General features: G+C 66.2%; 18 protein-coding genes. 2 read left to right on the forward strand and 16 right to left on the reverse strand.

Annotation, left to right across the window (positions count from 1 at the left end):
- Window positions 1-153 precede the first annotated feature (153 nt).
- A complete protein-coding gene (locus ABIA90_RS20990; protein ID WP_354119531.1) occupies window positions 154-1,983 on the forward strand; it encodes an aminopeptidase P family protein in 1,830 nt (609 codons plus the stop codon).
- A gap of 336 nt (window positions 1,984-2,319) precedes the next feature.
- Window positions 2,320-3,600 (forward strand): multidrug effflux MFS transporter, encoded by a 1,281-nt coding sequence (locus ABIA90_RS20995; RefSeq protein WP_354119530.1) that lies wholly within the window; start codon window positions 2,320-2,322, stop codon window positions 3,598-3,600.
- Between the two features lie 160 nt (window positions 3,601-3,760).
- Here the strand turns inward: ABIA90_RS20995 and ligA are convergent, their stop codons facing one another.
- The 16 genes from ligA to ABIA90_RS21075 form a co-directional block, all read right to left on the reverse strand.
- Window positions 3,761-5,914 carry an NAD-dependent DNA ligase LigA gene (ligA, locus tag ABIA90_RS21000; protein ID WP_354119529.1) on the reverse strand — a complete coding sequence of 718 codons (2,154 nt, stop codon included), beginning with the start codon at window positions 5,912-5,914 and terminating at the stop codon, window positions 3,761-3,763.
- A 155-nt stretch (window positions 5,915-6,069) separates the two neighbouring features.
- The gene (gene recN / locus ABIA90_RS21005; protein WP_354119528.1) at window positions 6,070-7,740 is read right to left on the reverse strand and encodes a DNA repair protein RecN; all 1,671 of its coding nucleotides are present in this window, start codon (window positions 7,738-7,740) and stop codon (window positions 6,070-6,072) included.
- Window positions 7,741-7,763: 23 nt separating this feature from the next.
- Entirely contained in the window at window positions 7,764-8,651 is an 888-nt protein-coding gene (locus tag ABIA90_RS21010; RefSeq protein ID WP_028147628.1) for an outer membrane protein assembly factor BamD, read from the reverse strand.
- A gap of 262 nt (window positions 8,652-8,913) precedes the next feature.
- Window positions 8,914-9,876, reverse strand: a complete 963-nt coding sequence (gene lpxC / locus ABIA90_RS21015) for a UDP-3-O-acyl-N-acetylglucosamine deacetylase (protein WP_208088185.1) — start codon at window positions 9,874-9,876, stop codon at window positions 8,914-8,916.
- 364 nt (window positions 9,877-10,240) lie between these two features.
- Window positions 10,241-12,037 carry a cell division protein FtsZ gene (gene ftsZ, locus ABIA90_RS21020; RefSeq protein ID WP_247304066.1) on the reverse strand — a complete coding sequence of 599 codons (1,797 nt, stop codon included), beginning with the start codon at window positions 12,035-12,037 and terminating at the stop codon, window positions 10,241-10,243.
- A gap of 87 nt (window positions 12,038-12,124) precedes the next feature.
- Window positions 12,125-13,447 (reverse strand): cell division protein FtsA, encoded by a 1,323-nt coding sequence (gene ftsA / locus ABIA90_RS21025; protein ID WP_354119527.1) that lies wholly within the window; start codon window positions 13,445-13,447, stop codon window positions 12,125-12,127.
- Entirely contained in the window at window positions 13,444-14,472 is a 1,029-nt protein-coding gene (locus tag ABIA90_RS21030) for a cell division protein FtsQ/DivIB (protein ID WP_354119526.1), read from the reverse strand. The genes ftsA and ABIA90_RS21030 overlap by 4 nt, the downstream gene beginning before the upstream one ends.
- A gap of 350 nt (window positions 14,473-14,822) precedes the next feature.
- Window positions 14,823-15,809 (reverse strand): D-alanine--D-alanine ligase family protein, encoded by a 987-nt coding sequence (locus ABIA90_RS21035; protein WP_354119525.1) that lies wholly within the window; start codon window positions 15,807-15,809, stop codon window positions 14,823-14,825.
- A 22-nt stretch (window positions 15,810-15,831) separates the two neighbouring features.
- A complete protein-coding gene (gene murB, locus ABIA90_RS21040; RefSeq protein WP_354119524.1) occupies window positions 15,832-16,752 on the reverse strand; it encodes a UDP-N-acetylmuramate dehydrogenase in 921 nt (306 codons plus the stop codon).
- Between the two features lie 187 nt (window positions 16,753-16,939).
- Entirely contained in the window at window positions 16,940-18,343 is a 1,404-nt protein-coding gene (gene murC, locus ABIA90_RS21045) for a UDP-N-acetylmuramate--L-alanine ligase (RefSeq protein ID WP_354119523.1), read from the reverse strand.
- A 122-nt stretch (window positions 18,344-18,465) separates the two neighbouring features.
- Window positions 18,466-19,566 carry an undecaprenyldiphospho-muramoylpentapeptide beta-N-acetylglucosaminyltransferase gene (murG, locus tag ABIA90_RS21050; RefSeq protein ID WP_354119522.1) on the reverse strand — a complete coding sequence of 367 codons (1,101 nt, stop codon included), beginning with the start codon at window positions 19,564-19,566 and terminating at the stop codon, window positions 18,466-18,468.
- A gap of 177 nt (window positions 19,567-19,743) precedes the next feature.
- A complete protein-coding gene (ftsW, locus tag ABIA90_RS21055; RefSeq protein WP_063981538.1) occupies window positions 19,744-20,895 on the reverse strand; it encodes a putative lipid II flippase FtsW in 1,152 nt (383 codons plus the stop codon).
- 236 nt (window positions 20,896-21,131) lie between these two features.
- Window positions 21,132-22,532 (reverse strand): UDP-N-acetylmuramoyl-L-alanine--D-glutamate ligase, encoded by a 1,401-nt coding sequence (gene murD, locus ABIA90_RS21060; RefSeq protein WP_354119521.1) that lies wholly within the window; start codon window positions 22,530-22,532, stop codon window positions 21,132-21,134.
- Between the two features lie 7 nt (window positions 22,533-22,539).
- Complete coding sequence (gene mraY, locus ABIA90_RS21065; RefSeq protein ID WP_028156369.1) at window positions 22,540-23,643, reverse strand: phospho-N-acetylmuramoyl-pentapeptide-transferase; 1,104 nt, start codon at window positions 23,641-23,643, stop codon at window positions 22,540-22,542.
- A 161-nt stretch (window positions 23,644-23,804) separates the two neighbouring features.
- On the reverse strand, window positions 23,805-25,184 hold the full coding sequence (locus ABIA90_RS21070; RefSeq protein WP_354119520.1) for a UDP-N-acetylmuramoyl-tripeptide--D-alanyl-D-alanine ligase: 1,380 nt from the start codon (window positions 25,182-25,184) through the stop codon (window positions 23,805-23,807).
- Complete coding sequence (locus ABIA90_RS21075; RefSeq protein WP_354119519.1) at window positions 25,181-26,653, reverse strand: UDP-N-acetylmuramoyl-L-alanyl-D-glutamate--2,6-diaminopimelate ligase; 1,473 nt, start codon at window positions 26,651-26,653, stop codon at window positions 25,181-25,183. The genes ABIA90_RS21070 and ABIA90_RS21075 overlap by 4 nt, the downstream gene beginning before the upstream one ends.
- Window positions 26,654-26,665: the final 12 nt, after the last annotated feature.

Here is a 26,665-nt window from a genome sequence, read left to right on the forward strand (position 1 = left end):
CGCTCGAATTTCCCTGTTATCCGGACGAAGCGCAACTGCTGCATCCTGTACTCCACTCAATTCGAATGGACCATTTTCAAGCACGGTCCGTGCCAGATGCGACCCCGAATGCGTCTACATTGCGGACTGATCGGCATGATCCTAAACTGAGCCATGTTCGAAGCACACTTCCAGACATTCGAGGAGCCCGAGGCCGGCGTCGCATTGACGGCGCGCCTGGCCGCGCTCCGTGAAGAACTCGCCCGCCGCAAGCTGACCGGCTTCGTCGTTCCGCGCGCCGACCAGCAGCAGAACGAATATGTCCCCCCCTCGGAAGAGCGGCTGGCCTGGCTGACCGGCTTTACCGGTTCCGCAGGATTGGCGGTGGTGCTGACGCATGAGGCCGCGATCTTCGTCGACGGCCGCTACACGATCCAGGCGGCCAAGCAGGTCGACGCAAAGGCCTGGGCGGTGGAATCGCTGATCGATCCGCCGCCGGAGAGCTGGGTATCGACGCACCTGAAAGCCGGCGACCGCCTCGGATTTGATCCGTGGCTGCACACTTCTTCGGCAGCCGAGCGCCTCGCCGCCGCCTGCGCCAAGGCCGGCGCCGAGCTGGTCGCGGTCGACAGCAACCCGGTCGACGCGATCTGGCAGGACCGGCCGCAGCCGCCGCTGGCCCCTGTCGCCGTGCACAGCCTGCAAAATGCCGGGGTCGCCGAGGCCGAGAAGATCACGCAAATCAAAAGCGAGATCGTCAAGCTCGGCGTCGACGCGCTGGTGCTCTCCGACAGCCACGCCGTGGCCTGGACCTTCAACATCCGCGGCGCCGACGTCGCCCATACGCCACTGCCGCTGTCCTACGCGCTGGTGCCGAAGGACGGCCGGCCGACCGTGTTCATCGACCACCGAAAACTCTCCAATTTGACCCGCGACCATCTGGAGCAGTCCGCCGACGTGCGCGAGCCCGATGCGATGGCACCGATGCTGATGGCGCTCGCCAAGAGCGGCGCCGCGATCGCACTCGACAATGCCACCGCGGCCGATGCGCTCAGCCGGCTGATCGCAAGCGCCGGCGGCAAGCCCGTACGCGGCAGCGATCCGATTGCACTGCTCAAGGCCGTCAAGAACGCGACCGAGATCAAGGGCACACAGACGGCGCACCGCCGCGATGCCGTGGCGCTGGCGCGCTTCCTCGCCTTCGTCGACCGCGAGGCATCAAGCGGCAAGCTGACCGAGATCGACGCGGTCGAAGCGCTTGAGACGTTCCGCCGCGACACCGGCGCGCTGAAGGACGTCTCATTCCCGACCATATCAGGCACCGGCCCGAACGGCGCCATCGTGCACTACCGCGTCACCCGCAAGAGCAACCGGCGCATCTCGCCGGGCGACCTGCTGCTGATCGATTCCGGTGCGCAATATGAAGACGGCACCACCGACGTCACCCGCACGATGGCCGTGGGCGAGCCGACCGGCGAGATGCGCGACCGCTTCACCCGCGTGCTCCGCGGCCACATCGCGATCGCGCGCGCCGTGTTCCCCGACGGCACCACCGGCGCGCAGCTCGACACGCTGGCGCGGCAATATCTCTGGGCCGCCGGTGTCGATTTCGAGCACGGCACCGGCCACGGCGTCGGCAGCTATCTCAGCGTGCACGAAGGACCGGCGCGGATCTCGAAGCTCGGCACCACGCCGCTGAAGCGCGGCATGATCCTCTCCAACGAGCCCGGCTATTACAAGACCGACGGCTTCGGCATCCGCATCGAGAACCTCGAGTTGGTGGTCGCCGCCGATATCGAGGGCGCCGAGAAATCGATGAACGCGTTCGAGACGCTGACCCTGGCGCCGATCGACCGGCGCCTGGTCGACGTCGCGATGCTGGGCAAGGACGAGCTCGACTGGCTCAATGGCTACCACGCGCGCGTCCGCGCCGAGGTGCGGCCGGCTCTGGACGAGGCGACGAAGGCCTGGCTCGATCAGGCGACGGCAGAGCTGAAGGCATAAGCTCGCGCCGGAGATGCATGGCGCTACGCGATTTGCGCAACGCTCTCACCTCACACTCGCTGTCATGCCCCGCGAAGGCGGGGCATCCAGTACGCCGCAGCCTCTCGATTCAATCACTACGGCCTCTGGAATACTGGATTCCCCGCCTTCGCGGGGAATGACACCGAAGATGTGGCACGACCGCACAACATCTCAGCACACGTGCCCCGTAGGATAACGGTCTCCACACGCTGTTATCCTAACCGTCCCAAAATCCGAATAGCCGCATTCCGAAACGCCGATATCCGTCTTGCGCGAGCACGCTACAGTCGATTCGACTTCGAAAGACGGACGACTATGCACGGCATGATCAGCAGGCCGCCGGACGCGGCGACGAAAAACATCGCGACCTCGCGCGTGGTGTTGCTGCTGCTGGTCGTCATGACCGGCATCGCGCCGATCTCGCTCTACATCCTGGTTCCGGCGCTGCCCGTGCTGGCGACGACGTTTGGGCGCGACATCTCGATCGCGCAGATGACGGTGTCCCTGTACATGGTCGGCATCGCACTGTCGCAGCTCATCATGGGACCGCTGTCGGACCGGTTCGGCCGGCGTCCGGTGCTGCTTGGCGGCCTCGCGCTGATGGTCGCGGCGAGCATCGCCTGCATCTTCGCCGAAACCCTGCCGCAACTGATCGCAGCGCGCTTCTTCCAGGCGCTCGGCGGCGCCTCCGGCATGGTGGTGAGCCGCGCCATCATCCGCGATATCTACGAGCGCGACCGCGTCGCCTCCATGATCAGCCTCGTAATCGCAGCGCTCATGATCGGCCAGATGGTCTCACCGCTCACCGGCGGCCTGATCGAGACCGCATTCGGCTGGCGGGCCATTTTCTACGCCGTCACCTTCGCCGCGATCGCGGTCGCAATCGGCATCGCGATCGCGTTGCCCGAGACCCGCCGCGATCGCGCGGTCGGCAGCGGCGGCTTTCGCAGCGACGTCGGCACCCTGATCAAGAGCCGCGCCTTCATCGGCTACGTGATGTGCCAGGTGCTGGCGTCCCAGATCATCTTCACCTTCGCCGGCGGCGGCCCCTACATCGTCGTGACGCAGATGGGCCGGACCAGCGCCGAATATGGCGCCTGGTTCGCCACGACCGGCTTTGCATATCTCGTCGGCAATCTGCTCTGCGTCCGCTTCGCGCCGCGACACTCGCTGGAGAAGCTGATCTGGTTCGGCCTCGGCCTGCAACTCTGCGGCAGCCTGTTGAACCTGCTCTGGAGTTTTACGGGCTGGAACGAAGCACCCGCATGGCTGTTCGGCACGCAGATGATCGTGATGGTCGGCAATGCCTTCGTGATGGCGAACTCCGCCGCCGGCGCCATCAGTATCCGCCCTGAAGCCGCAGGCACCGCGTCAGGCGCAATGGGCTTCCTGCAACAGGGCATCGGCGCGCTGATGTCGCAATTCGGCGCCTATCTCGGCGGCCATTCCGCAACGACGCTACCGCTGACCTCGGCGGTGCTGGCCATCTCCCTGCTCTGCGCCTGCATGATGATCTTCGTCGTCCCCCGCCGCGAGGTGGTGGTGAGCGAGGAGTTGATCGAGCAGGCGGAGGAGGAAGAGAGCGGGATGATGTGAGGGGCGATTGGCCTCGCACCAATCTCGGTGTCATTCCCCGCGACAGCGGGGAATCCAGTACACCGCGGCCCATCGGTTCTATCACAGCCGTCTCGGAGTACTGGATCGCCCGGTCAAGCCGGGCGACGACAGCGGAGTGAGTGGCGCGAGCGCGCCCCTCTCACTCCCCGATCAGCGTCAGCCACTCGTCCTCGGTCAACACCTTGACGCCGTGCTTGTTGGCTTCCGCGAGCTTGGAGCCCGCGCCCGGGCCGGCGACGACGAGGTCGGTCTTCTTCGACACCGAGCCCGACACCTTCGCCCCCAGACGCTCCGCGGTGGCCTTGGCCTCGTCGCGCGTCATCTTCTCCAGCGATCCCGTGAACACCACCGTCTTGCCGGCGACGGCGGAATTGCTCTTCGGCTTCTCGGCATCGATGATCTCGACTTCCTTGGTCAGCCGCTCGACGATGCCGCGATTGTGGCTCTCGCCGAAATAGTCGGCGATGCTCTTGATCACGGTCCCGCCGATCTGGTCCAGCGCGTCCATCTCGGCCATCGCCTCCTCGTCGCCCTTGGCGACCTTGAGACAGGCGTCGTGGAAAGCGTCCCACGAGCCATAGCCGCGTGCGAGCGCCAGCGCCGTGGTCTCGCCGACATGACGCATCCCGAGCGCAAAGACGAAGCGCTCCAGCGCGATTCTGCGCCGGCTCTCGATGGCGCCGAACAGGTTGCGCACCGACGTTTCGCCGTAGCCCTCGATCGCCTCGAGCTTCAGCTTCGCATTGCGCTTCTCCAGCGTGAAGATGTCGGCGGGCTCCTTCACCCATCCCTCGTCGAAGAAATACTGGAGCTGCTTCTCGCCAAGACCGTCGATGTCGAAGGCGCGCCGCGACACGAATAGTTTGAGGTGCTCGATCTTCTGATAGGGACAGGCGAACTCGCCGGTGCAGCGGGCGCGCGAGCCCTCTTCGCCGGCTGCCGTCTCCTCGCGCGTGACGTCGGTGTGCAGCGGGCACGGGCACTTCGTCGGGAAATGGAATTCCCTAGCCGTCTTCGGCCGCTTGTCGAGGACGACGTCGACCACCTGCGGGATGACGTCGCCGGCACGCTGGATCACGACGGTGTCGCCGATCCTGATGTCGCGCCCCTCGCGCAGCACCTCGCCCTTGTTGCCGATGCCCTTGATGTAGTCCTCGTTGTGCAGGGTGACGTTCTGCACGATCACGCCGCCGACGCCGACCGGTTCGAGCTTGCCGACCGGCGTGAACGAGCCGGTGCGGCCGACCTGGATCTCGATGTCGCGCAGCACCGTCACGGCGCGCTCGGCCGGGAATTTGTGCGCGATGCCCCAGCGCGGCGTGCGTGAGACGAAGCCGAGCCGTTCCTGCCAATCGATGCGGTCGACCTTGTAGACGACGCCGTCGATGTCGTAATCGAGTTTTGCGCGCTGCTCCTCGATCGACTGATGGAACGCGAGCAGCTCCTCGACGGAATGACAGAGCCTGGTCAACGGATTAGTCTTGAAGCCGCAGCGCTCGAACCAGCCGATCATGCCGCTCTGCGTACCCTCCGGCATCGCGCTCATCTCGCCCCAGGCATAGGCGAAGAAGCCCAGGGGGCGTGAGGCGGTGATGGTCGGGTCCTTCTGCCGGAGCGAGCCGGCGGCCGAATTGCGCGGATTGGCGAAGATGGTACTGCCTTCCGCCTTCTGCCGCTCGTTGAGCGCGAGGAACGCCTTCTTGGTCATGTAGACCTCGCCGCGCACCTCGCAGACGTCAGGGACGTTGCGGCCTTTCAGCTTCTGCGGCACGTCTTCGAGCGTGCGGATGTTGGCGGTGACGTCCTCGCCTTCAGCGCCATCACCGCGGGTCGCCGCGGTGACGAGCTCGCCGCCCTCGTAGCGCAGCGACATCGAGAGGCCGTCGATTTTCGGCTCGGCCGAGAAATCGACCTTGTCGTCGTCGAGCTTCAGGAAGCGCACGATGCGGCCGACGAAGTCGCGGACGTCCTCTTCGGCAAACGCGTTGTCGAGCGACAGCATCGGAACGGAATGCCGGACTTTCCTGAAGCGACCCGACGGTGCCGCGCCGACTTTCTGGGACGGCGACTCCGCGCTGACGAAATCCGGAAAGCGCTTTTCGATCGCGTTGAAGCGCTGGCGCAACGCGTCGTACTCGGCGTCGGTCACGGTGGGCGCGTCCTCTTGATAGTAGCGCCTGTCGTGCTCTTCGAGTTCGAGTGCGAGCCGCATGTGCTCGACCTTGGCCTGCGCCTTGGTGAGGTCGGCGACGTCGCGAAGCGGCCTTGCTTTGGATTTTGCTGCTCTTGCCATGGTGCTTGGATACGACGGAGCGGGCGGGAGGGTAAAGGCGGTTGGTCTCGTGCCCCCGGACGCTGCGCAGCGCGGAGCCGTGCGCTGCAGAGCCGGGGCCTGTGTGGCGGCATTCCGTGTCCCGGCTCGCGCTACGCGCATCCGGGACACAAAGTCTAACTCGCCGCCTTGAGCAGCCGATCGGCGGCCGCCCTCGCCTCGGCCGTGATCTCGGCGCCGGCGAGCATGCGGGCGATCTCCTCGCGGCGGTGGTCGGCGGCCAGCGCATTGACACGGGTGGCGACGCGCTTGCCCTTGTCGAGGGCGTCCTTGGAGATCAGCAGATGCTGGCCGGCACGGGCGGCGACCTGCGGGGCGTGGGTCACGGCCATCACCTGCACCTTGCCGGCAAGCCGCGCGAGCCGCCCACCGATGGCGTCCGCGACCGCACCGCCGACCCCGGTGTCGATTTCGTCGAACACCAGCGTCGGCGCCGAGCCGCGGTCGGACAGCACGACCTTGAGCGCCAGCAGGAAGCGCGAGAGCTCGCCGCCGGAAGCGACCTTCATCATCGGACCCGGCTTGGTGCCGGGATTGGTCTGCACCCAGAACTCGACGCGGTCGAAACCTTGCGGGCCCGGCGTGGCCTCATCGGTCTCGACCTGCGTCATGAACTTGGCGCGTTCGAGCTTGAGCGGCGCGAGCTCGGCGTTGACCGCCTTGTTGAGCTTGTCCGCCGACTTCTGCCGCGCCATCGACAGTTTCTTGGCGGCAGCGGCATAGCGCGCGTCAGCCTCGATCGCCGCCTGCTCCAGCTTCTTCAACCGCGAAGCACCGGCATCGATCAGGACGACGTCGGCAGCGTATTTGGCGGCAAGCGCGGCGAGGCCATCGACCGGCGTCGAATATTTGCGCGAGGCGGCGCGCAGCGCGAACAGCCGCTCCTCGATGCGCTCGAGCTCACCCGGATCGAAGTCGGTCGCGGCGAGCGCGGCCAGGAGATGCTGGTCGGCTTCCTCCAGCGCGTTGATCGCGGTGTCGATCGCCTTCACGGCAGGCTCGACCAGCGCCGGCGAATTGACACCGCGCCGCTCCAGCCGGCGCACCGCGGCCGACAGGGAGGCGACCGGCGAATGATTGCCGCCGACGGCTTCCTGCGCCTCCCGCAAATCGGAGGCGATCTTCTCGCCCTGCATCATGGTGGTGCGGCGACCGGCGAGCGAGGTCTCCTCGCCTTCCTTGGGCGCGAGCTGCTTCAGCTCGTCGGAGGCGTGGCGCAGATAATCGGCCTCGCGCGCGGCGCGCTCCATGGCGGCGCGGTGCTCTTCCAGCGCGGCGCTGGCCGTACGGCGCGCGTCCCAGAGCGCTTCGACCGCGGTGACGTCCTTTTCGAGCCCTGCGAAGGCGTCGAGCAGGCGGCGGTGGGTGGCAGCATCGACCAGCGCGCGCTCGTCGTGCTGGCCGTGGATCTCGACCAGGGCGCCACCGACCGCCTTCAGCGTCTGCACGCTGATCGACTGGTCGTTGATGAAGGCGCGGGTGCGGCCGTCGGCGAGTTGCACCCGGCGGAGAATCATCTCGCCGGTATCATCCAGGCCGTTCTCGGCCAGAATCCTCGTCGCGGGGTGATTTTTGGGGATATCGAAGACGGCGGTGACCTGCCCCTGCTCCGCGCCATGGCGCACGAGCCCGGCGTCGCCGCGGCCGCCGAGCGCCAGTGCAAAGGCATCGAGCAGGATGGATTTGCCCGCACCGGTCTCACCGGTCAAAACCGCAAGTCCGGTGGCGAATTCGATATCGAGCCGCTCGATCAGGACGATGTCACGGATCGACAGACGCGCCAGCATGGAATCAAATTTCCTAGCCGAGACTAAAGGCCTATCTTCTTGAAGGCCCTGCTCATCCAGGAACCCTGATTCTCGCTCGGCTCGAGACCCCCGGATTTTACAAGATTATAGGCGTCCTTGTACCAGCGGCTGTCAGGAAAATTGTGGCCAAGCACCGCGGCTGCGGTCTGCGCCTCGGCGACGATGCCGATCGTCATATAGGCCTCGGTGAGCCGGAACAGAGCCTCCTCGACATGGCGGGTGGTCTGGTACTGCGTGACGACGGCCTTGTAGCGGTTGATCGCCGCCGTGTAGTCGCGCTTCTGCATGTAATAGCGGCCGACGTTCATTTCCTTGCCGGCGAGCTGGTCGCGCGCACCCTCGATCTTGGCCTTGGCCGAGGTCGCATATTCCGAGTTCGGATATTTGCGGTTCACCTCTTCCAGCGCGGCGATCGCCTTCTCGGTGCGGGCCTGGTCGCGGCTGATGTCCGGGATCTGGTCGTAGTGGGAGGCGGCGATCAGGTACTGCGCATAGGCCGCGTCCGGGCTGCCGGGATGCAGCGTGACGTAGCGGGTCGCGGCGCCGATGCAGCCGTCATAGTCGCCGCCCTGGTAGGAGGCATAGGCCGACATCAGCAGCGATTTGCGGGCCCAGTCGGAATAAGGATGCTGGCGGTCGACCTCTTCGAACTTCTTGTTCGCCCCCTTCATGTCCTTCTTCTCGTTCATGAGGTACAAGCCCTCATTATAGATCTTGTCGGCGGGCTCCTCGGTGAAGGTGTCGTCCTTGGCGGTGAACTTGTCCCAGAGCGCGCCGGTGCCGCAGCCGGCCAGCGGCAGCGCGAGCACCACGAAGGTGGCGGCTTGAAGCAGCCCGCGGACTCCAGGCGAGACCGAGAGATATCCGCGCGTCATACGCTGTGCCGACATGAATTTAAGCCCTGACGCCCTGTGATGCGGTGTCCGCCAGCCCATGAACCCCGTCATGGGCGCGAAATGTAGCCGTGGCGCCTGCCATGCGACCACGCCGTGTAACCGAAAAACGATCTCGAACCAACCGGATAGGCAGGCATTTCGCCCGGATTAAGGCGAACGCGCCGCAATCCTAGCCGATCATCGTTACCAGGAGTTTCCCGGGGAAAGCCGCCGCCAAACGCCGGCGGCAACAGAACGCCAGTGGCGACAGGTCCCTTCAGGACACGTCCGGCCCGTAGGCCGCGGCGATCCGGCCGCCGACGATGCCGCGACCGACTTCGCCCACGGGACGCGTGGTGCGGCGGACCGCCTCGCCCTCGACCACCCGCCAGGCGGTACGGTCGGCGAGCAGCGCGGTCAGGACAGCGTGGTTGAGCTTGTGACCGCCACGCACCGAGCGGTAGGCGCCAAGCAGCGGCAGGCCGGCCAGCGCGAGATCGCCGATCACGTCCAGCACCTTGTGGCGGGCGCATTCGTCGGCGTAGCGCAGGCCCTCGGTGTTGAGCAGCCGCTCGTCGTCGAACACGACGGTATTGTCGAAGGAGGCGCCGAGTGCGTAACCCGCGCTCCAGAGCCGGGCGACGTCGCACATCAGGCCGAAAGTCCGGGCACGGCCGACTTCGCGGCGGAAGCGCTCCGGGCTCAGGTCGAAGCCGTAGCTCTGCTGGCCGATGACGGGATTGGTGAAGTCGATCTCGATATCAACGCGGAATCCGTTGGCGTGGGGCCGGATCTCGCCGAAGGAGTCACCGACCTTGGCCGAGATCGGCTTCAAGATCTGAATGAAGCGGCGCTGTGCCGGCTGGCTGACGATGCCGGCCTGGTCGATCGCGGCAATGAAGGCCGCGGCGCTGCCGTCCATGATCGGCACTTCCGGTCCGTCGATCTCGATGGTGGCGTTGTCGACGCCCATGCCCCGCAGCGCAGCGAGCACGTGCTCGGCGGTCGAAACCAACGGGCCGTCACGATCGCCGAGGACGGTGGCGAAGTCGGTCGCGATCACCTGGTCGGCGGTCGCCTGAATCTCACGGTCACTTCCCTCGAGGCCGGTGCGGACAAAAACAAACCCCGCATCGACGGGCGCAGGCCCCAGCGTGAGAGTGACGGGAAGCCCGGAATGAACGCCAACGCCGGCCACGGTGGCTTGCGCACGAAGCGTTGTTTGCCGGCTAAATTTCATCAGGAATCCGCCCCACTACGACCCACTGCGACTTATACTAGGCCCGCTTGGCCGGCCAGTGCCGACGGTTGCGAATCTCCGTATCCCCAAGTCACGGCAAACCATAGTCACAGCCTCAAACAGCGCCAACTCACGCTTTTTTACCGATTGTTACCCCAAACCTGCCGTATTCGCGCCAAGGCTTAACCAAATTGCGCCGGAGTTTGGGACCGTTATCAGCAGTTTTACTGAACCACCAAATGCGTAATTAATGATTTAAAATCAGTTGTTTGGTGCCGCAATCCGGGCATGCACGGGACCAAAGGAAAGGTCCCGGCAAGCTTCCCGCCGGGACCTTTTTTCGTCAGCCTTATTGTAACAAACCTCAGGTCGCCTGACGCCTCAGGAAGGCCGGGATATCAAGATGGTCGTCACCCTGTGGCGCCGGCGCAACAGGCGCCGGGCGGCCATGCATGTCCAGGCCCTGAGGCGCAGGACGGCGGGCATACTCTGATACCGGCTCGCTCGCCGCGATCTGCTGCGCCACGCTCTTCTGGGGCCGGCGATCGGGCAGCGGCGGCATCGCGGGACCGGCGGTGCGGGCTGCGACCGGCGCCTCACTCTCCTCGTCGCGGCGGCCGAGGCCGACATTGGCGAGGCGCTGGAGCAGCGACAGGCGGGTCTTCTGCGGGGTCTCTTCTTCAGCCTCGCCGCGGGCCTGGCGAAGCTCGGCCTGGGCCGGCATCGGCAGTTCGTCGATACGCGGCATCCGCGGGGCACGGACCGGCCCGCGCTCGGCCTGCGGTGGGATGAAGGTTTCCGGCGTCATCGGCTCCTGCATCGCGACCGGGGCCATGTCGGGCTCCGGAAACAGCGTCGGCTTCTGCGCGATCGGGCGTACCGTGACGTCGCCATAGGTCTGCATCGGCGCGGGCGCCTGCGGGACCTCGGCAACGGCAGCCGCGATGGCGGCAAGCGCGGCGCGCTCGACATTCGGACGCGGCGCGGTCGGGGCGGCGGCCGGGATCTGGGCTTCCAGCTTCTGGGCGCGCTCGGCCATGCGCTGATTGTCGGCGCGCAGACGCGCGGTCAGATCGGCGAGACGGCTCTCGGCAGCGGCGGCCGGAGCAGCGGGAGCCTGCTGCACCTGTTGAATCTGCTGCGGCGCCGCGTTCGCGACCGGGGCGCTGGTGGCCTGGGTGTTGCGGGCGATCGTTGCCTGCTCGATGCCGGTGGCGACGACTGAGACGCGGATCAGGCCGTCGAGCGCTTCGTCGAAGGTCGCGCCGACGATGATGTTGGCGTCCTGATCGACTTCCTCGCGGATGCGGGTCGCGGCTTCGTCAACCTCGAACAAAGTGAGGTCCTTGCCGCCGGTGATCGAGATGAGGAGGCCCTTGGCGCCCTTCATCGAGCTATCGTCGATCAGCGGGTTGGCGATCGCGGCTTCAGCGGCGGTCAGCGCGCGCTTGTCACCGGAAGCTTCGCCCGTACCCATCATCGCCTTGCCCATCTCGCGCATGACGGCGCGAACGTCGGCGAAGTCGAGGTTGATCAGACCTTCCTTGACCATCAGGTCGGTGATGCAGGCAACGCCGGAGTAAAGCACCTGGTCGGCCATCGCGAAGGCGTCGGCGAAGGTGGTCTTCTCGTTGGCGACCCGGAACAGGTTCTGGTTCGGGATGATCAGGAGCGTATCGACGACCTTGTGCAGCTCGTTGATGCCGGCCTCGGCGGTGCGCATGCGGCGGCCGCCCTCGAAGTGGAACGGCTTGGTCACGACGCCGACGGTGAGGATGCCCATGTCGCGCGCGGTCTTGGCGATGACGGGTGCAGCGCCGGTGCCGGTGCCGCCGCCCATGCCGGCGGTGACGAACACCATGTTGGCGCCCGAGAGATGGTCGCGCAGTTCGTCGATCACCTCTTCCGCCGCCGCCGCGCCGACGTTCGGCTGCGAACCCGCGCCGAGGCCTTGCGTGACCGCCGTGCCCATCTGCACGATGCGCTGCGCCTTCGACATCGTCAGCGCCTGCGCGTCGGTGTTGGCGACCACGAAGTCGACGCCCTGGAGGCCCGCCGTGATCATGTTGTTGACGGCGTTGCCACCGGCGCCGCCGACGCCGAACACGGTGATCCGGGGCTTCAATTCGTGAATATCAGGAACATTGATGCTGATGGTCATGTTTGCCTCTCGATCACGCGCGCGTGGGTTCGCCCCGGCCGGCGGCCGCGGGAGTTGGTGAAATGCGAAGGTTGCGGAACCGGTTCATCAGAAGCCCTCGCGTAGCCATCGTCCGACCTTTCCAAAATAACCGCCCGTCCCTGTCTTGACCTGCTGCCGCGTATGCCGCGGTTCGACATGCTCGTGATGAACATATTGCGGGTAGACGAGGAGCCCGGCCGGCACCGCGAACGCGGCGTTCTTCGCCTCGTTGGGCAGCCGGCCGAAACCGAGCGGACGTCCGACCCGCACGGGCCGGCCGAGAATCTGTGTGCCGAGTTCGACGAGTCCGGTGAGCTGCGAGGCGCCGCCGGAGAGCACGACGCGGCCGTTGGGCTCTGAGGCGAAGGGCGAATCCTTCAGCTTGTCCCGAACCATTTCGAAGACTTCCTCGGCACGGTGCTTGACGATGTTGGCGATGGTCGCGCGGGAGACGATCTGCGGCAGATCCTGCTCGTCACCGGCTGTCGGTACAGACATCAGCTCACGCGAGTCCGATCCACCGGTGATGACGGTCCCATATAACGTCTTGATTCGCTCTGCATCGGCAATGGTCGCGGAGAGTCCACGCGCGAGATCCATCGTGATGTGTTGCCCGCCGACCGCAAAGCCCGCCGCATGCACGAAGCGGCCGCCGGCATAGACCGCGATGGTGGTGGTGCCCGCGCCCATCTCGACGACGGCGGCGCCGAGATCGGCCTCGTCGTCGGTCAGCACCGACAGGCCGGCCACATAGGGGCTCGCCGCCATGGCTTCGACATTGATGTGGCAGCGCTCCACCGCCAGCATCAGGTTACGGGCAACGGTGGCCTCGCAGGTGACGACGTTCATGTCGACACCGAACTGATGCGCGACCATGCCGCGCGGATCGCGGATGCCCTTGACGCCGTCGAGCGTGTAGCCGACCGGCAGCGCGTGCAGCACGGTGCGGCCCTCGCCGGTGGCGTGGCGCATGCCGGTCGAGGTGACGCGGCTGACATCGGCCGGCGTCACCGCGCCGCCGCGGAGGTCGGCCGCGGCTTCGACCAGCTGGCCGGAGAGCCGGCCGCCGGAGACCGACAGCAGCACGGACTCGACCCGCACCTTGGCCATCTTCTCCGCCAGCCCGACGGCCTGGCGTACCGCCTGCTCGCATTCGGCAAGATCGATCACCGCGCCGGCCTTCATGCCGCGCGACTGGATCTGGCTGTAACCGATCAGCTCCACCGCGTGGGTACGGTCGCGCAGGGCTTCGCTCGGCGCCGACGGCCTCAGCCGCGCAATCATGCAGGCGATCTTGCTGGTGCCGATATCGAGGCAGGCGACGATGCCGCCGCGCTTGTGCGGCATCGGGCGCGTCTTCGGGGTCTGGGTGCGATCAAGACCGGTCATGCGGCGTCCCCGGCCTTCTTTTTCTTCTTGTCCTTGAACAGGTCCTCGCGCGCCTTGGCGGCGTCGTCGGACAGCTGCACCACCAGGCGATCGGGCAGGCGCATGTCGACGGCGACGATGTCGCGGGAGAACAGCTTGTCCTCCTTGTCGAGCCTGGACAGCATCGCGAGGGCGTTGCCGACGTCCTGCTCGGGCAGACGGATGTCGAGGCCATCCTTGAGCCTCAGGTTCCAGCGCCGCTCGCCGACATAGATCGCGGCCTTGGTCACCGAATTGATCTGCGGATAGCGCGCCAGCAGCGCCAGGAAATCGCGCGCCTGGGTGTCGGCGCCCTTGCCGACCACGAGCGGCAGCGACAGGAACCGGCGCGAGACGTAAGGCTCGAGCACCGCACCATCATCGGCGATGACGGAGAGCCGGCCGGCCTCCTGCCACAGCGCGAATGCCTGGCGCTCGGTGATGTCGATCATGAGCCGGCCCGGATAGAGCTTCAGCACGGTCGCATCCGCAATCCAGGGATTGGCCTTGAGCTTGTCGCGCACGACGTCGGCGTCGAGGAACAGCAGCGAGGAGCGGCCGCTGACCCCGCCGACCGCGAGGATCTCGTCCTGGCTGAGCTGCTTGCGGCCGTTGATCACGACAGAGGTGATGCGGAAGCCCGCGGAATTGGCCAGCGCGTTGCGGGTGTCGCTGACTGCCGCGATGAAATCCTGGAGGTGGCCGCCCCTGACGATGCCGAAGCCGCAGCTTCCGACCAGCAGCAGAACGGTCATGGTGATCCCGATCCGGCGCGGCGCATAGCGCTCGACCAGCGCGACCACGCGCGGCGGCGGCTCGCGCTCGACGACGGGCTTGGCTTTGGTCTTGGACCTGATCTTGTTCTGGGCGGCAGCGCGCTTCTGGTCGCGCTTGTCCTGTACCCACTCGCGCAGAAGCACGACCGCTCCGATAGCGGCCGCCTTCAGGTCAGCTTGGGGCCTCAGCGATCTCAGAAACGACCGGGTGAGGCTTCCTGCACCATCCATTGCACGAGCTCGTCAACAGTTAGCCCGCGACATCGCGCGGGTCCTGGCGAACATGACGTCTCGGACTTGCCGGGCCGGGTGCTGGTCTTCAGAAGAAGAAAACCTCTCCCCTTCAAAGCGTTCGCTGGAGGTGACATCACCCGCAACAGCCCACGCGCCGGCAGCCAAAGCGTCATATGCGCCGCCAGCGTTAACCTTCGGACGTCCTGGTAAACAAAAGGTAAACTTCGTTAACGCGGGATGCGTTTTGCCCAGGCATGTGAGGCATTTATGCCGCGATGTCCGGCATTTTACCGGTTTTGGGTTCCAAAACCGGCCATTTCGCCGGTTCGGCCGTTAACCAGTCCTAATTATTTTCTTACGCCCCGCCCGGCGAGCTCGACCAGGCCGCGCAGGAAGTCGACGAACTCGATGCCTTCGGCTTTCAGCGCCTTGGGGTAGAGCGAGGACTTGGTCAACCCGGGCAGCGTGTTGGTCTCGAGATAGATCAGGCCCCTGTCGGAGACGATGAAGTCCGAGCGGGAATAGCCGGTGCAGGACATCGCGCGATGCGCCAGCATCGCCTGCTCCTTCAGTGCAGCGGTGATCTCGGGCGCAAAACGGCCGGGGCAGATCTCCTGGGTCGACTTCAGGAGATATTTTGCGGCGTAGTCGAAATTGCCCTCGCCCGGAATGATCTCGATCGGCGGCAGCGAGACGATCGAGCCGTCGGTGCGCTCCAGCACGCCGCAGGTTGCCTCGACGCCTGCGATGTAGGGCTCGATCACATAGTCTTCGTGCTCCGCCGCATTGCGGACGGCGACGAGATCCTGCTTGGCGTTGACGAAGATCAGGCCATAGCTCGAGCCGTCGCGCGCCGGCTTTGCGATCAGCCGGCCGTATTCGGCGAAGGCCTCGTCGATCTTGTCCAGCGCAACATTGGCCGGCGGCGTCACGCCGCCGAGCGCGGCGAAATGCTTGGCCGCGATCTTGTCGAAGGCGAGATGCGAGGAGGCCGAGCCCGATCCGGTGAAAGGCACGCCGCGCGCCTCGCACATCACCTGCAATTCGCCGTTCTCCGCGCGCCCGCCATGCAGGCCGAGCACCAGCACGCGGCCCTCTGTCTTGGCCTGGTCGAGCGCCTGCCCCAGCGGAATGCCTGATGTGCCGGGCTTGAACTCGTCCTCGAACGGACGGGCGTGTTCGAGCAGTTGCTTCGACTGCACGACATGCACCTTGTCCTCGACGTCCCACCACCAGAGATCGGCCTCGGGCAGCGCCTGATGTAGCGCCTGGGCTGAGGCGACCGAAACCAGACGCTCCCGGTTGGAGCCGCCGAAGAGGATGGTGATGCGCATGTTCTCTCGTCGCCTGTCCAGGTTAGCCGGGAATTCCAATCCGCTTGATTTCCCAATGTAGCTCAATTCCGGAATTTGCCTTCACCCGTTCGCGCACGGTCTCGCCCAGCGTCTCGATGTCGTGCGCGGTGGCATCGCCCGTGTTGATCAGGAAATTACAGTGCATCTCCGAGACCTGCGCGCCGCCGACGCGCAGGCCGCGGCAGCCGGCGGCGTCGACCAGCTTCCAGGCGGAATAGCCGGGCGGGTTCTTGAAGGTCGAGCCGCCGGTCTTTTCGCGGATCGGCTGCGCGGTCTCGCGGTGGGTTTGCACCTCCGCCATGCGGGCGCGGATCGTATCAGTATCCTTGATCTCGCCGCGAAAGCGCGCGGAGGTGAAGATGATGGAGGGATCGACGCCGCTGTTGCGGTACACGAACTTCATGTCGGCGTTCGAGAACACGTGCTTGCTGCCGTCCCTCGCAATACCGGTCGCCTCGATCAATACGTCCTTGGTCTCGCCGCCATTGGCGCCCGCATTCATGCGCAGCGCACCGCCGATGGTGCCTGGAATGCCGAAATAGAATTCGAGCCCGCCGATATTGGCGGAGGCCGCCACTTCCGCCACGCGCTTGTCGAGCGCGGCAGTTCCAGCGGTGACGACATCGCCGCTCGCGCTCGCCTCGCCAAAGGCGCGCGGCGCCAGCCGAATCACCACGCCCGCAATGCCACCGTCGCGCACGATCAGGTTGGAGCCGACTCCGACGACATAGACGGGAATGTCGGACGCAAGATGCGCGAGGAAGTAAGCGAGATCGTCCTCGTCCGCCGGCGTGAACAGCACCTGCGCGGGACCACCGACGCGAAACCAGGTGAGCTCGGCGAGCGACTGGTTGGCCAGCATCCGGCCACGCAGCTCCGGCATCGCGGCTTTGAGATCGGGCGTGAGGTCGGGGAAGCTCATGCCACATCCTCAAGTGAGGAAGGCACAATCTCTCCGTTCCCTCCCCCCTTGCGGGGGAGGGTCAGGGAGAGGGGTAGCCACGAACTCAGACCTCGCCCGGGGCCACCCCTCTCCCCCGCCCTCCCCCGCAAGGGGGGAGGGAGCGCGATGTGCCGTGTGGCTGTCTGTGAGACTCTCATGAGAGCGCTCACCCCAGCGCCTTCAATTCGTCGGGCAAGGCATACGCCCATTGCGTGATGTTGCCCGCACCGAGACACACGACGAGATCGCCGGACTTCGCCAGGCCCTTGACGATCCCCGCGAGCTCCGGCGCACCCGGCAGCGGCACCACCTCGCGATGGCCGTGCGCGCGCAGGCCGGCGACGAAATGATCGCGGTCGATGCCGTCGATCGGCGCCTCGCCGGCGGCATAGACATCGGCGACAACAACCGCATCCGCATCGTTGAAGCAGGTGCAGAATTCCTCGAACAGCGATTGCAGGCGGGTGTAGCGATGCGGCTGCACCACGGCGACGATCTTGCCGTTGGTGGATTCCCGCGCCGCCTTCAGCACTGCCGCGATCTCGACGGGGTGATGACCGTAATCGTCGATCACCGTGACGCCGTTCCACTCGCCTGTCTTGGTGAAGCGGCGCTTGACGCCGCCGAAGCCTGCGATCGCCTTGCGGATCGCCTCGTCCGACACGCCGAGTTCGCGCGCGACCGCAATCGCGGCCGTCGCGTTGGAGGCGTTGTGGCGTCCCGGCATCGGCAACATGAGATCGGCGATCTCGTGCACGGCGCCGGTCTTGCGATCGCGGAACGCGACCTTGAACTTGGAGCCACCGCCCATCGGGGTGAGATCGACGAGCCGCACATCGGCCTGCGGATTCTCGCCATAGGTGATGATGCGACGATCCTCGATCTTGCCGACGAGGCTCTGCACGACGGGATGGTCGATGCACATCACGGCGAAGCCGTAGAACGGCAGGTTCTCGACGAAATGCCGGAACGCGTCCTGCACCGCCTCGAAGGTCTTGAAGTGATCGAGATGCTCGGGGTCGACATTGGTGACGATCGCGACATCGGTCGGCAGCTTCAGGAACGTGCCATCGCTCTCGTCCGCTTCGACCACCATCCAGTCGCCGGCACCGAGGCGCGCATTCGAGCCATAGGCATTGATGATGCCGCCATTGATCACGGTGGGATCGAGGCCGCCGGCATCGAGCAGCGTTGCGACCATCGTGGTCGTCGTGGTCTTGCCGTGGGTGCCTGCGATGGCGACGCAGCTCTTCAGCCGCATCAGCTCGGCCAGCATCTCGGCGCGGCGCACCACGGGAATGCGGCGTTCGCGCGCCACCATCAGTTCCGGATTGTCTCGCTTGATCGCGGTGGACACGACGACGACCGCAGCGCCGTCAACATTCTCGGCCTTGTGGCCGACAGAGACCTTCGCGCCCGCCTTGCGCAGACGGTCGAGATTGTAATTGTCGGAGGCGTCCGAGCCCTGCACGACATAGCCGAGATTAACCAGCACCTCGGCGATGCCGCTCATGCCGATCCCGCCGATCCCGACGAAGTGGATGGGTCCGATCTCGCGCGGCAGTCTCATGCTCTGTTCCCTGACCTTGCCGCCGGAAAGGCGGCATCTGGCGAAGGTCACGGCCAAATCAGCCGCGCGCCTTTCCTACTGGATGCCCCGCTTTGGAAGGCCAAGACAAGGGCTTTTTCGCGTCAGATTCCCGCGACTTTGATCACCAGATCGGCCAAACGTTCGGCCGCATCGAGCCGCCCCGCCCCCTTCGCGGCCGCGGCCATGGAAGCAAGATGCGCGGGCTCGGCGGCGAAGGCGGAGATCTCGGCGGCGAGCCGGTCGGAGGTGAACTCGGTCTGCGGGATACGGATCGCGCCGTCGACCTTGGCCAGCACCCCGGCATTGGCGAACTGGTCCTGGTCGATCGAGCCGGGCAATGGCACCAGGATCGAGGGCCGTCCGATCGCAGCGAGTTCGGCGACCGTGCCGGCGCCGGAGCGCGACACCACCAGATGGTTGGAGGCGAGCCGCGCCGGCAGATCGGTGAAGAACGGCGCGAGCTCGGCATTGATCTTGAGCTTGTCGTAGACCGCGCGCACGCGCGCCATGTCCTCGTCGCGCACCTGCTGGGTGAGGACGAGCCGGCTCCACAGCGCGGGCTCGAGCCGCTCGATCGCACCCGGGACGATGTCGGCCATGATGCGTGCGCCCTGGCTGCCGCCGACGACGAGCAGGCGCAGCGGTCCGTTCGCTTCAGGCGCGACATACGGCACGGCGGCTGCGGCGAGGATCGCCGGACGCATTGGCGTGCCCACGGTCGTGGTCTTGCCTGCCAGCGCCGGATCGCGGTCGAGCACGCCGGGCAACGACGTCGCGATGGCGCGGACGCGGCTCGCCAGGAACCGGTTGGCGCGGCCGAGCACCGCATTGGCGTCGTGGATGACGCTGGGGACGCCCGCAAACTTCGCAGCGACCAGAGGCGGCAGCGTCGGGTAGCCGCCGAAGCCGACGACGGCGACGGGCTTCAATCGCTTGATCAGGCCGTAGGCGGACAGCGTGCCGGCGGCGAGCGTGAGGCCGGCATAGGCGAGCTGCAATGGATTGCGGCCACGCGCGGTCTCGCTCAAGACGACGTCGATCATGTCCTTGCTGAACAGCCCGCTATAGCGCAGGGCCCGCTCGTCCGTGACGAGGCGGACGCGAAAGCCGCGCCGGATCAGCTCGACACCGAGCGCCTCGGCCGGAAACAAATGGCCGCCGGTGCCGCCCGCGGCGAGAAGAATCAGGGGGGAAGTGTCCATGGTAGCGGTATTTACAGGGAAAAAGCGCCTATTGCGAGCCGTGCTCGTGCCCCGGCGCAGCGCAGCGCGCCGCACTTCGCGGCGTGGTGCGCTGCTGAACCGGGGCCCATGGGTGCGGCATTCTGGGTCCCGGCTCTGCGCTCCGCTTCGCGGAGCTTGTCCGGGACACGAGAGTGGTCACGCGTAACTGCGCATCGCCTCGGCATGGCCGCTCGCCTCAACTTCAGTCCGCGGGCGCAGCCGCGTCAGGGCCAGCATCATGCCGACACCATAGGCCAGCGACACGATCGAGGAGCCACCATAGGAGATGAAGGGCAGCGTCATGCCCTTGGCGGGGATGAGCTGGAGGTTGACCGACATGTTGATCGCGGCCTGCACGCCGAACAGGATCGCAAGGCCGGACGCCGCAAAGCGCGAGAACATGTCCTCATTGGCGTAGGCGCGCGACAGCGTGCGGATCACGACGAAAGCGAACAGCGCCAGCATCGCAAGGCACAGGATGATGCCGAACTCCTCGGCGGCAACCGCGAACACGAAGTCGGTGTGACTGTCCGGCAGGCTGCGCTTGGCGATGCCCTCGCCCGGCCCGAGCCCGAACCATCCGCCGTTGTAGAAGGCTTCCATGGCGGTATCGACCTGGAAGGTGTCGCCGGAAGCCGGATTCATGAAGCGCTTGATGCGGCCGGCGACGTGCGGGACGAACAGATAAGCACTGAACAGACCGGCCGCGGCGGCGCCCGCCAGGCCGAACACCCAGATCATGCGCATGCCCGCGATGAAGAACAGCGAGCCCCACACCATCAGGATCAGCATGGTCTGACCGAAGTCGGGCTCCATCACCAGCAGCGAGACCAGCATCAAGAGCAGTACCAGCGCCATCGAGGTCGCCGGCATCTCCGGCCGCCTGGTCGATTCCGCGAACAGCCAGGCGGCGATGACAACGAACGACGGCTTTGCAACTTCGGAGGCCTGGATGTTGACGCCGAGCAGCGTGATCCAGCGCCGCGATCCCTTCACTTCGGGGCCGATCGCGAGCGTCAGCACGATCAGGATGATGCTGGCCGCGAAGATGATCAGGGCCGAGCGGCGGATCGCGCGCGGCGTCAGGAAGGACACCCCGAGCAGCACCAGGCAGGACGGCGCCAGGAACATCACGTGCCGGCTGAAGAAGTGGAACGGATCGAGCCCGATGCGGGTCGCGACCGGCGGGCTCGCCGCCAGCGACAGGATCACGCCGGTGAGCATCAGCGCCAGGATGGCGCCCATCAGCGGCTTGTCGACGGTCCACCACCACTCGGAAAAGGGGGTGCGTTCTTCACGGGAGAGCATGGGCGGCCGCTTTCGGACAGAGGTCGGTCCATTGGTCGCCGAGGTTGGTTACCGGGGGGTTAAGGAAACGCGGATGTTTGGAGATAGGAGCGAGCGCCGACCTCACATGCTCGTCATGCCCCGGCTTGACCGGGGCATCCAGTACGCCGTGGCCTCCCGGCTCAAGCACCGCCTCTGGGATACTGGGTCGCCCGGTCAAGCCGGGCGACGACAGCGGAGCAAGGAGTAGCCGCGCCCTACACCACCGGCTTCACACCCGGCAGCGCCTGAACCAGTTCGCGGAACTTGGTGCCGCGGATCTCGAAGTTGCGGTACTGGTCGAAGGACGCGCAGGCGGGTGACAGCAGCACCACCGCATCCGCGAGGCCCGAGGCTTCGGCATCGCGCGCGGCGTGCTCGACGGCGACGTCCAGCGTCTGGCTGATCTCGTGCGCCACTTGCGTGCCCAGCGTTCCCGAAAATTCCTGCGCGGCCTCGCCGATCAGATAGGCCTTGCGGATGCGCGGGAAGTAGCCGGTCAGGCCAGTGATGCCGCCCGCCTTGGGCTTGCCGCCGGCGATCCAGAAGATCTCCGAAAAGGACGACAGCGCATGCGCAGTCGCATCCGCGTTGGTGCCCTTGGAGTCGTTGACGAACAACACGTTGCCGCGGCGGCCGACCTGCTCCATCCGATGCGCGAGGCCGGGAAAGCTGCGCAGCCCGTTCTGCAGCACATCGAGGCTGATGCCCATCGCGAGCGCGGCGGCGGCGGCGCAGGCCGCGTTCTGCGCGTTGTGCTGGCCGCGGAGCGAGCCGATGCCGCCGAGCTTTGCGACCTCGCTCCGCGCGCCGCCAGCGGTGCGCACGATATTGCCGTGCTCGACATGGATGCCGGAGGCCAGCGGGTTCTTGACGGAGATCCGCACCACGTTCTTGCCGGCGCGGTCGAGCCGGTCGGCGATGTCGCGGCAGAAGCCATCGTCGACACCGACGATCGCGGTGCCGCCTCCTTGCACGCTGGCGACGAGACGCTCCTTCACCGCAGCGTAGTGCGCGAGGGTGCCGTGACGGTCGATGTGGTCCTCGCTGACATTGAGCAGGATGCCGACGGAGGGATCAAGCGAGGGCGTGAGGTCGATCTGATAGGACGACATCTCGATGACGTGGACGCGGCCCGTGCGCGGCGGCTCCAGCGACAGGATCGCGGTGCCGATATTGCCGCCCATCTGGGTGTCGTAGCCGGCGACCTTTGTCAGATGCGCAATCAGCGCGGTCGTGGTCGACTTGCCGTTGGTGCCGGTGATCGCGACGAACGGCGCGCTGGGCGCGTGACGGCGACGCTCGCGGCAGAACAGCTCGATATCGCCGATCACCTCGCAGCCGGCCTCGCGCGCCTTCAGCACGCTCCAGTGCGGCACCGGATGCGTCAGCGGCACGCCGGGCGCGAGCACCAGCGCCGCGAAATTCGCCCAGCTGACATTGCGCAAATCGGCCGTGATGAAACCCGCTTGCGCGGCCTTGGCGACGTTCTCGGCATTGTCGTCGGCGGCAATCACCTCGGCGCCGCCCGCTTTCAACGCGTGACAGGACGCAAGCCCCGAGCCGCCGAGGCCGAACACCGCGACCGTCTTGCCGGCGAAGGATGTGACCGGGATCATCGATCGATCACCGCAGCTTCAGCGTCGACAGACCGGCGAGCGCCAGCATCACCGAGATGATCCAGAAGCGGATCACGATCTGCGGCTCGGTCCAGCCGAGTTGCTCGAAATGGTGATGGATCGGCGCCATGCGGAAGATGCGCTTGCCCGTCATCTTGAACGACACCACCTGCACGATGACGGAGACCGCCTCCAGCACGAACAGGCCGCCGATCACCGCGAGCACGATCTCGTGCTTCACCGCGACCGCGATTGCGCCGAGCATGCCGCCGAGCGCGAGCGAGCCGGTGTCGCCCATGAAGATCGAGGCCGGCGGCGCGTTGAACCAGAGGAACCCGAGACCGGCGCCCAGCAGCGCGCCGCAGAGCACCGCGAGCTCGCCGGTGCCGGCGACATATTTGATCTGGAGATAGTCGGCGAACACCGCGTTGCCGGCGAGATAGGCGATCATCGCAAAGCTCGCGGTCGCGATCATCACGGGCACGATGGCGAGGCCGTCGAGACCGTCGGTGAGGTTCACCGCATTGCCGGCGCCGACGATGACGAAGGCGCCGAACACGACGAAGAACCAGCCGAAATGCAGCACGGTGTCCTTGAGGAAGGGAATCGTCAGCGCGGTCGACGCGGGATCGCGGTTCAACCGCACCAGCGCATAGCAGGCGACCAGCGCGATGGCTGCCTCGATCAGCAGGCGCAGCTTGCTGCCGAAGCCCGTCGTGGTCTGCTTGGTCACCTTGAGGTAATCGTCATAGAAGCCGACGAAGCCGAAGCCGAGCGTCACCGCCAGCACGATCCAGACATAGGGGTTGAGCGGATTGGCCCACAGCACGGTGCCGACCGTGAGGCCGGACAGGATCATCAGCCCGCCCATGGTGGGCGTGCCTTTCTTGGCGAGATGCGATTGCGGGCCGTCGGTCCGGATCGGCTGGCCCTTGCCCTGACGGATGCGCAGATGGTCGATGATCCAGGGCCCGAACAGGAACACGAACAGCGCGCCGGTGACGACGGCGCCGCCGGTGCGGAAGGTGATGTAGCGGAAGACGTTCAGGAAGGTGCGAACGGCACCGAAGCCGGGAAATGTGTTGGAGAGCTCGATCAGCCAGTAAAACATTCAGACGGTCCTATGGCGCCTTTGCACGCGGCCCTGGTGTTGGCCTTGACTTGCCTCACGCGCATTCGCGGGTCTTCTTCATGGGGTCGGGCGACCTCTGGGAAAACGAACGGCTTCGCGCCGCAAAGGGTGGGATTCGGGAACAGCGCCTTCCAAGCAGTTTACGCCTTTGCCTGCAAGGCGGCCACTAGGCCCGGCACAAACTTGTTGACCCAGAACATCTTCTTGCTGCCCTTGACAACCACGACATCGCCTGCCCTCAGCAGATTTGCGACCTCGCCCGGCTTCAGCGTGGCGGGGTCGTCGTGCCAGCCCAGGCCCTTGCCCGCCGGCAACACGTCGTAGAGATGGCGCATCAAGGGACCTACGCAGTAAACGCCGTCGATGCCGTCGAGATGCTTGGCGAGGGCCGTGTGGTAGCTCGGTGCGTCATCGCCCAGTTCCAGCATGTCGCCGAGCACCGCAATGCGACGGCCGCCGGTCACGTTGCGCGCCTGGAGGCTTTGCAGTGCAGCAGCCACGCTGGCCGGATTGCCGTTGAAACTGTCGTCGATCACGGTGACGCCGCCAATCGCCTGCTCGACGCCGCGGCCGGTCATGATGCCGACCCGGTCGAGCTTGATCGCGAGCGTCGCCGCATCGAGGTTCGCGGCGCGGATCGAAGCGAGCGCCGCAAGCGCATTCTGCACGCGGTGCGGTGCGCCCGGCGTCAGGCTGAAGGCGATCTCCTTCTTGCCGAGCGCGGCCACGACCTGCCAGCTCTCGCCATGCGGCGCGTGCGCGACCTCGTGCACCTCGGCTTTCTCGCCAAACCGTACCACCTTGCCCTTCCAGTCCGGCGCCTTGATCCCGGCAGGCAGCACCAGCACGCCATCCTCGGGCAGGCCGAGCGCGATCGACACCTTCTCACGCCTGATGGCTTCGAGCGAGCCGAGCTTTTCCAGATGCACCGGCTGAACGTTGACGACGAGCGCAACGGTCGGCCGCGTCAGCTCGCTAAGCCGCGCGATCTCGCCGGTCTGGTTCATGCCCATCTCGACGACCCAGAGGCTGGCATCGGGCCTGGCGTTGCACAGCGTCAGCGGCACGCCCCAGAAATTGTTGAAGCTCGACGGACTGGCATAGGCGCCGGGATAGGCCGCGAGGAATTCCTTGGTGCTGGTCTTGCCCGCGCTGCCGGTGAGCCCGATCACCGGTCCGTTGAAACGGGCGCGTGCGGCGCGTGCGAGGCCCCAGAGACCGTCGATCAGCGTGTCCTTGACGACGATCTGGGGAATGCGGATGCTGGCGATCTCGTGCGGCACGATCATCGCGACCGCGCCCGAAGCTTCCGCCTTGTCGGCGAACTCCCAGCCGTCGCGCGCGCCGGCGAAGGCCGAGATGAAGCCGCCGCTCGGCGTGCCGCTGAGCGCGACGAACAGGCTGCCCGGCTTCACCAGGCGGCTGTCCTGGGTGACGAATTCGATCGGCGTGTCCGGAAATGATCCCGCAGCGCCCAGCGCACGCGCCACTTCGGCAACCGTCCATATTGGCGCGCTCATGCATCCCTCGACGCTAATGCGGCGGCGACCGCCTCGTGATCACTGAAGGGCAGCACCTCGCCGCCGACGATCTGTCCGGTCTCGTGGCCCTTGCCGGCGACGAGCAGCGCATCGCCGTCTTCCAACTCCTCGATCGCGGTGCGGATCGCCGCGGCACGGTCGCCGATTTCGCGGGCACCTTTTGCAGTCGCGAGGATTTCTGCGCGAATGGCTTCCGGCTTCTCGCTGCGCGGATTGTCGTCGGTGATGATGACGCGGTCGGCGTTCTCGGCCGCGATCTCGCCCATGATCGGGCGCTTGCCGGCATCGCGATCGCCGCCCGCGCCGAACACGACGACCAGCCGGCGTTTTGCGTAAGGCCGCAAAGCCTGCAACGCCTTCTCCAACGCGTCGGGCTTGTGGGCGTAGTCGACGAAGATCGGCGCACCGTTGCGCTCGCCGACGCGCTCGAGCCGACCCTTGGCGCCTTCGAGATGTTCGAGGCTCGCGAACACGTTGGCCGGATCGCTGCCGGTGCCGATCGCCAGACCGGCCGACACCAGTGCGTTCTCGATCTGGAATTCGCCGGCCAGCGGCAGCCGGACCGCATAACGCTTGCCGCGATGTTCGACGGCAAGGACTTGCGAAAAACCTTCGACCTCTGCCCCGGCGAGACGAATGCCCTCGCCTGCCCCGTCGCCGTTGCGGCCGACCGCCATCACGCGCAGGCCGTGCGACCTGGCAGCATTGATTGCTTCCGCCGAGCAATCATGATCGGCGGAGATCACCGCCGCCCCATCCGCCGGGACCAATTCGCGGAACAGGCGGAGTTTTGCTGCGAGATAATGCGCGACGGTTGGATGGTAATCCATGTGGTCGCGCGAGAGATTGGTGAAGCCGCCGGCGGAGACACGCACGCCGTCGAGGCGGTACTGGTCGAGCCCGTGCGAGGACGCCTCGAAGGCGAGATGCGTCACGCCTTCGCGCGCGATCTCATCGAGCTGCCGGTGCAGCGCGATCGGATCCGGCGTCGTCAGCGAACCGTAGACGGTGCGCTTGGGCGAGACGAGACCGATGGTGCCGATGCTGGCGGAGGCATGCCCCAGCCGCTCCCAGATCTGGCGCGTGAACGCGGCGACCGAGGTCTTGCCGCTGGTGCCGGTCACCGCCGCGATGGTCGCGGGCTGTGCGGGGAAGAATTTGGCCGCGGCCAGCGCCAGCGCGCGGCGCGGATTGGTCACCGTGACGAACGGCACCTTGCTGCCATCAGGTGCATGGTCGCCGACGACGGCCACCGCGCCTGCTGCAATCGCGGCATCGATGAAGCGCGCGCCGTCGGTCTTGCTGCCCGCGAGCGCGAAGAAGAGATCACCTGACTTGACCATACGGCTGTCGAGCGCAACGCCGGTCACATCGAGCGCCGCGACAGCGGGCTCGATTGCGGCATCATTGCCTGGAACGTCCTGACCTAGGAGGTCGCGCAGCTTCATGGTCTTCCAGTC

It is taken from the genome of Bradyrhizobium sp. LA6.8 (assembly GCF_040547935.1).
Lineage (GTDB): Bacteria > Pseudomonadota > Alphaproteobacteria > Rhizobiales > Xanthobacteraceae > Bradyrhizobium > Bradyrhizobium barranii.

Coding starts and splice junctions, on each gene's coding strand:
- ABIA90_RS20990 (WP_354119531.1), top strand. CDS start 154: ATGTTCGAAGCACACTTCCAGACATTCGAGGAGCCCGAGGCCGGCGTC.
- ABIA90_RS20995 (WP_354119530.1), top strand. CDS start 2,320: ATGCACGGCATGATCAGCAGGCCGCCGGACGCGGCGACGAAAAACATC.
- ligA (WP_354119529.1), bottom strand. CDS start 5,914: ATGGCAAGAGCAGCAAAATCCAAAGCAAGGCCGCTTCGCGACGTCGCC.
- recN (WP_354119528.1), bottom strand. CDS start 7,740: ATGCTGGCGCGTCTGTCGATCCGTGACATCGTCCTGATCGAGCGGCTC.
- ABIA90_RS21010 (WP_028147628.1), bottom strand. CDS start 8,651: ATGTCGGCACAGCGTATGACGCGCGGATATCTCTCGGTCTCGCCTGGA.
- lpxC (WP_208088185.1), bottom strand. CDS start 9,876: ATGAAATTTAGCCGGCAAACAACGCTTCGTGCGCAAGCCACCGTGGCC.
- ftsZ (WP_247304066.1), bottom strand. CDS start 12,037: ATGACCATCAGCATCAATGTTCCTGATATTCACGAATTGAAGCCCCGG.
- ftsA (WP_354119527.1), bottom strand. CDS start 13,447: ATGACCGGTCTTGATCGCACCCAGACCCCGAAGACGCGCCCGATGCCG.
- ABIA90_RS21030 (WP_354119526.1), bottom strand. CDS start 14,472: ATGGATGGTGCAGGAAGCCTCACCCGGTCGTTTCTGAGATCGCTGAGG.
- ABIA90_RS21035 (WP_354119525.1), bottom strand. CDS start 15,809: ATGCGCATCACCATCCTCTTCGGCGGCTCCAACCGGGAGCGTCTGGTT.
- murB (WP_354119524.1), bottom strand. CDS start 16,752: ATGAGCTTCCCCGACCTCACGCCCGATCTCAAAGCCGCGATGCCGGAG.
- murC (WP_354119523.1), bottom strand. CDS start 18,343: ATGAGACTGCCGCGCGAGATCGGACCCATCCACTTCGTCGGGATCGGC.
- murG (WP_354119522.1), bottom strand. CDS start 19,566: ATGGACACTTCCCCCCTGATTCTTCTCGCCGCGGGCGGCACCGGCGGC.
- ftsW (WP_063981538.1), bottom strand. CDS start 20,895: ATGCTCTCCCGTGAAGAACGCACCCCCTTTTCCGAGTGGTGGTGGACC.
- murD (WP_354119521.1), bottom strand. CDS start 22,532: ATGATCCCGGTCACATCCTTCGCCGGCAAGACGGTCGCGGTGTTCGGC.
- mraY (WP_028156369.1), bottom strand. CDS start 23,643: ATGTTTTACTGGCTGATCGAGCTCTCCAACACATTTCCCGGCTTCGGT.
- ABIA90_RS21070 (WP_354119520.1), bottom strand. CDS start 25,184: ATGAGCGCGCCAATATGGACGGTTGCCGAAGTGGCGCGTGCGCTGGGC.
- ABIA90_RS21075 (WP_354119519.1), bottom strand. CDS start 26,653: ATGAAGCTGCGCGACCTCCTAGGTCAGGACGTTCCAGGCAATGATGCC.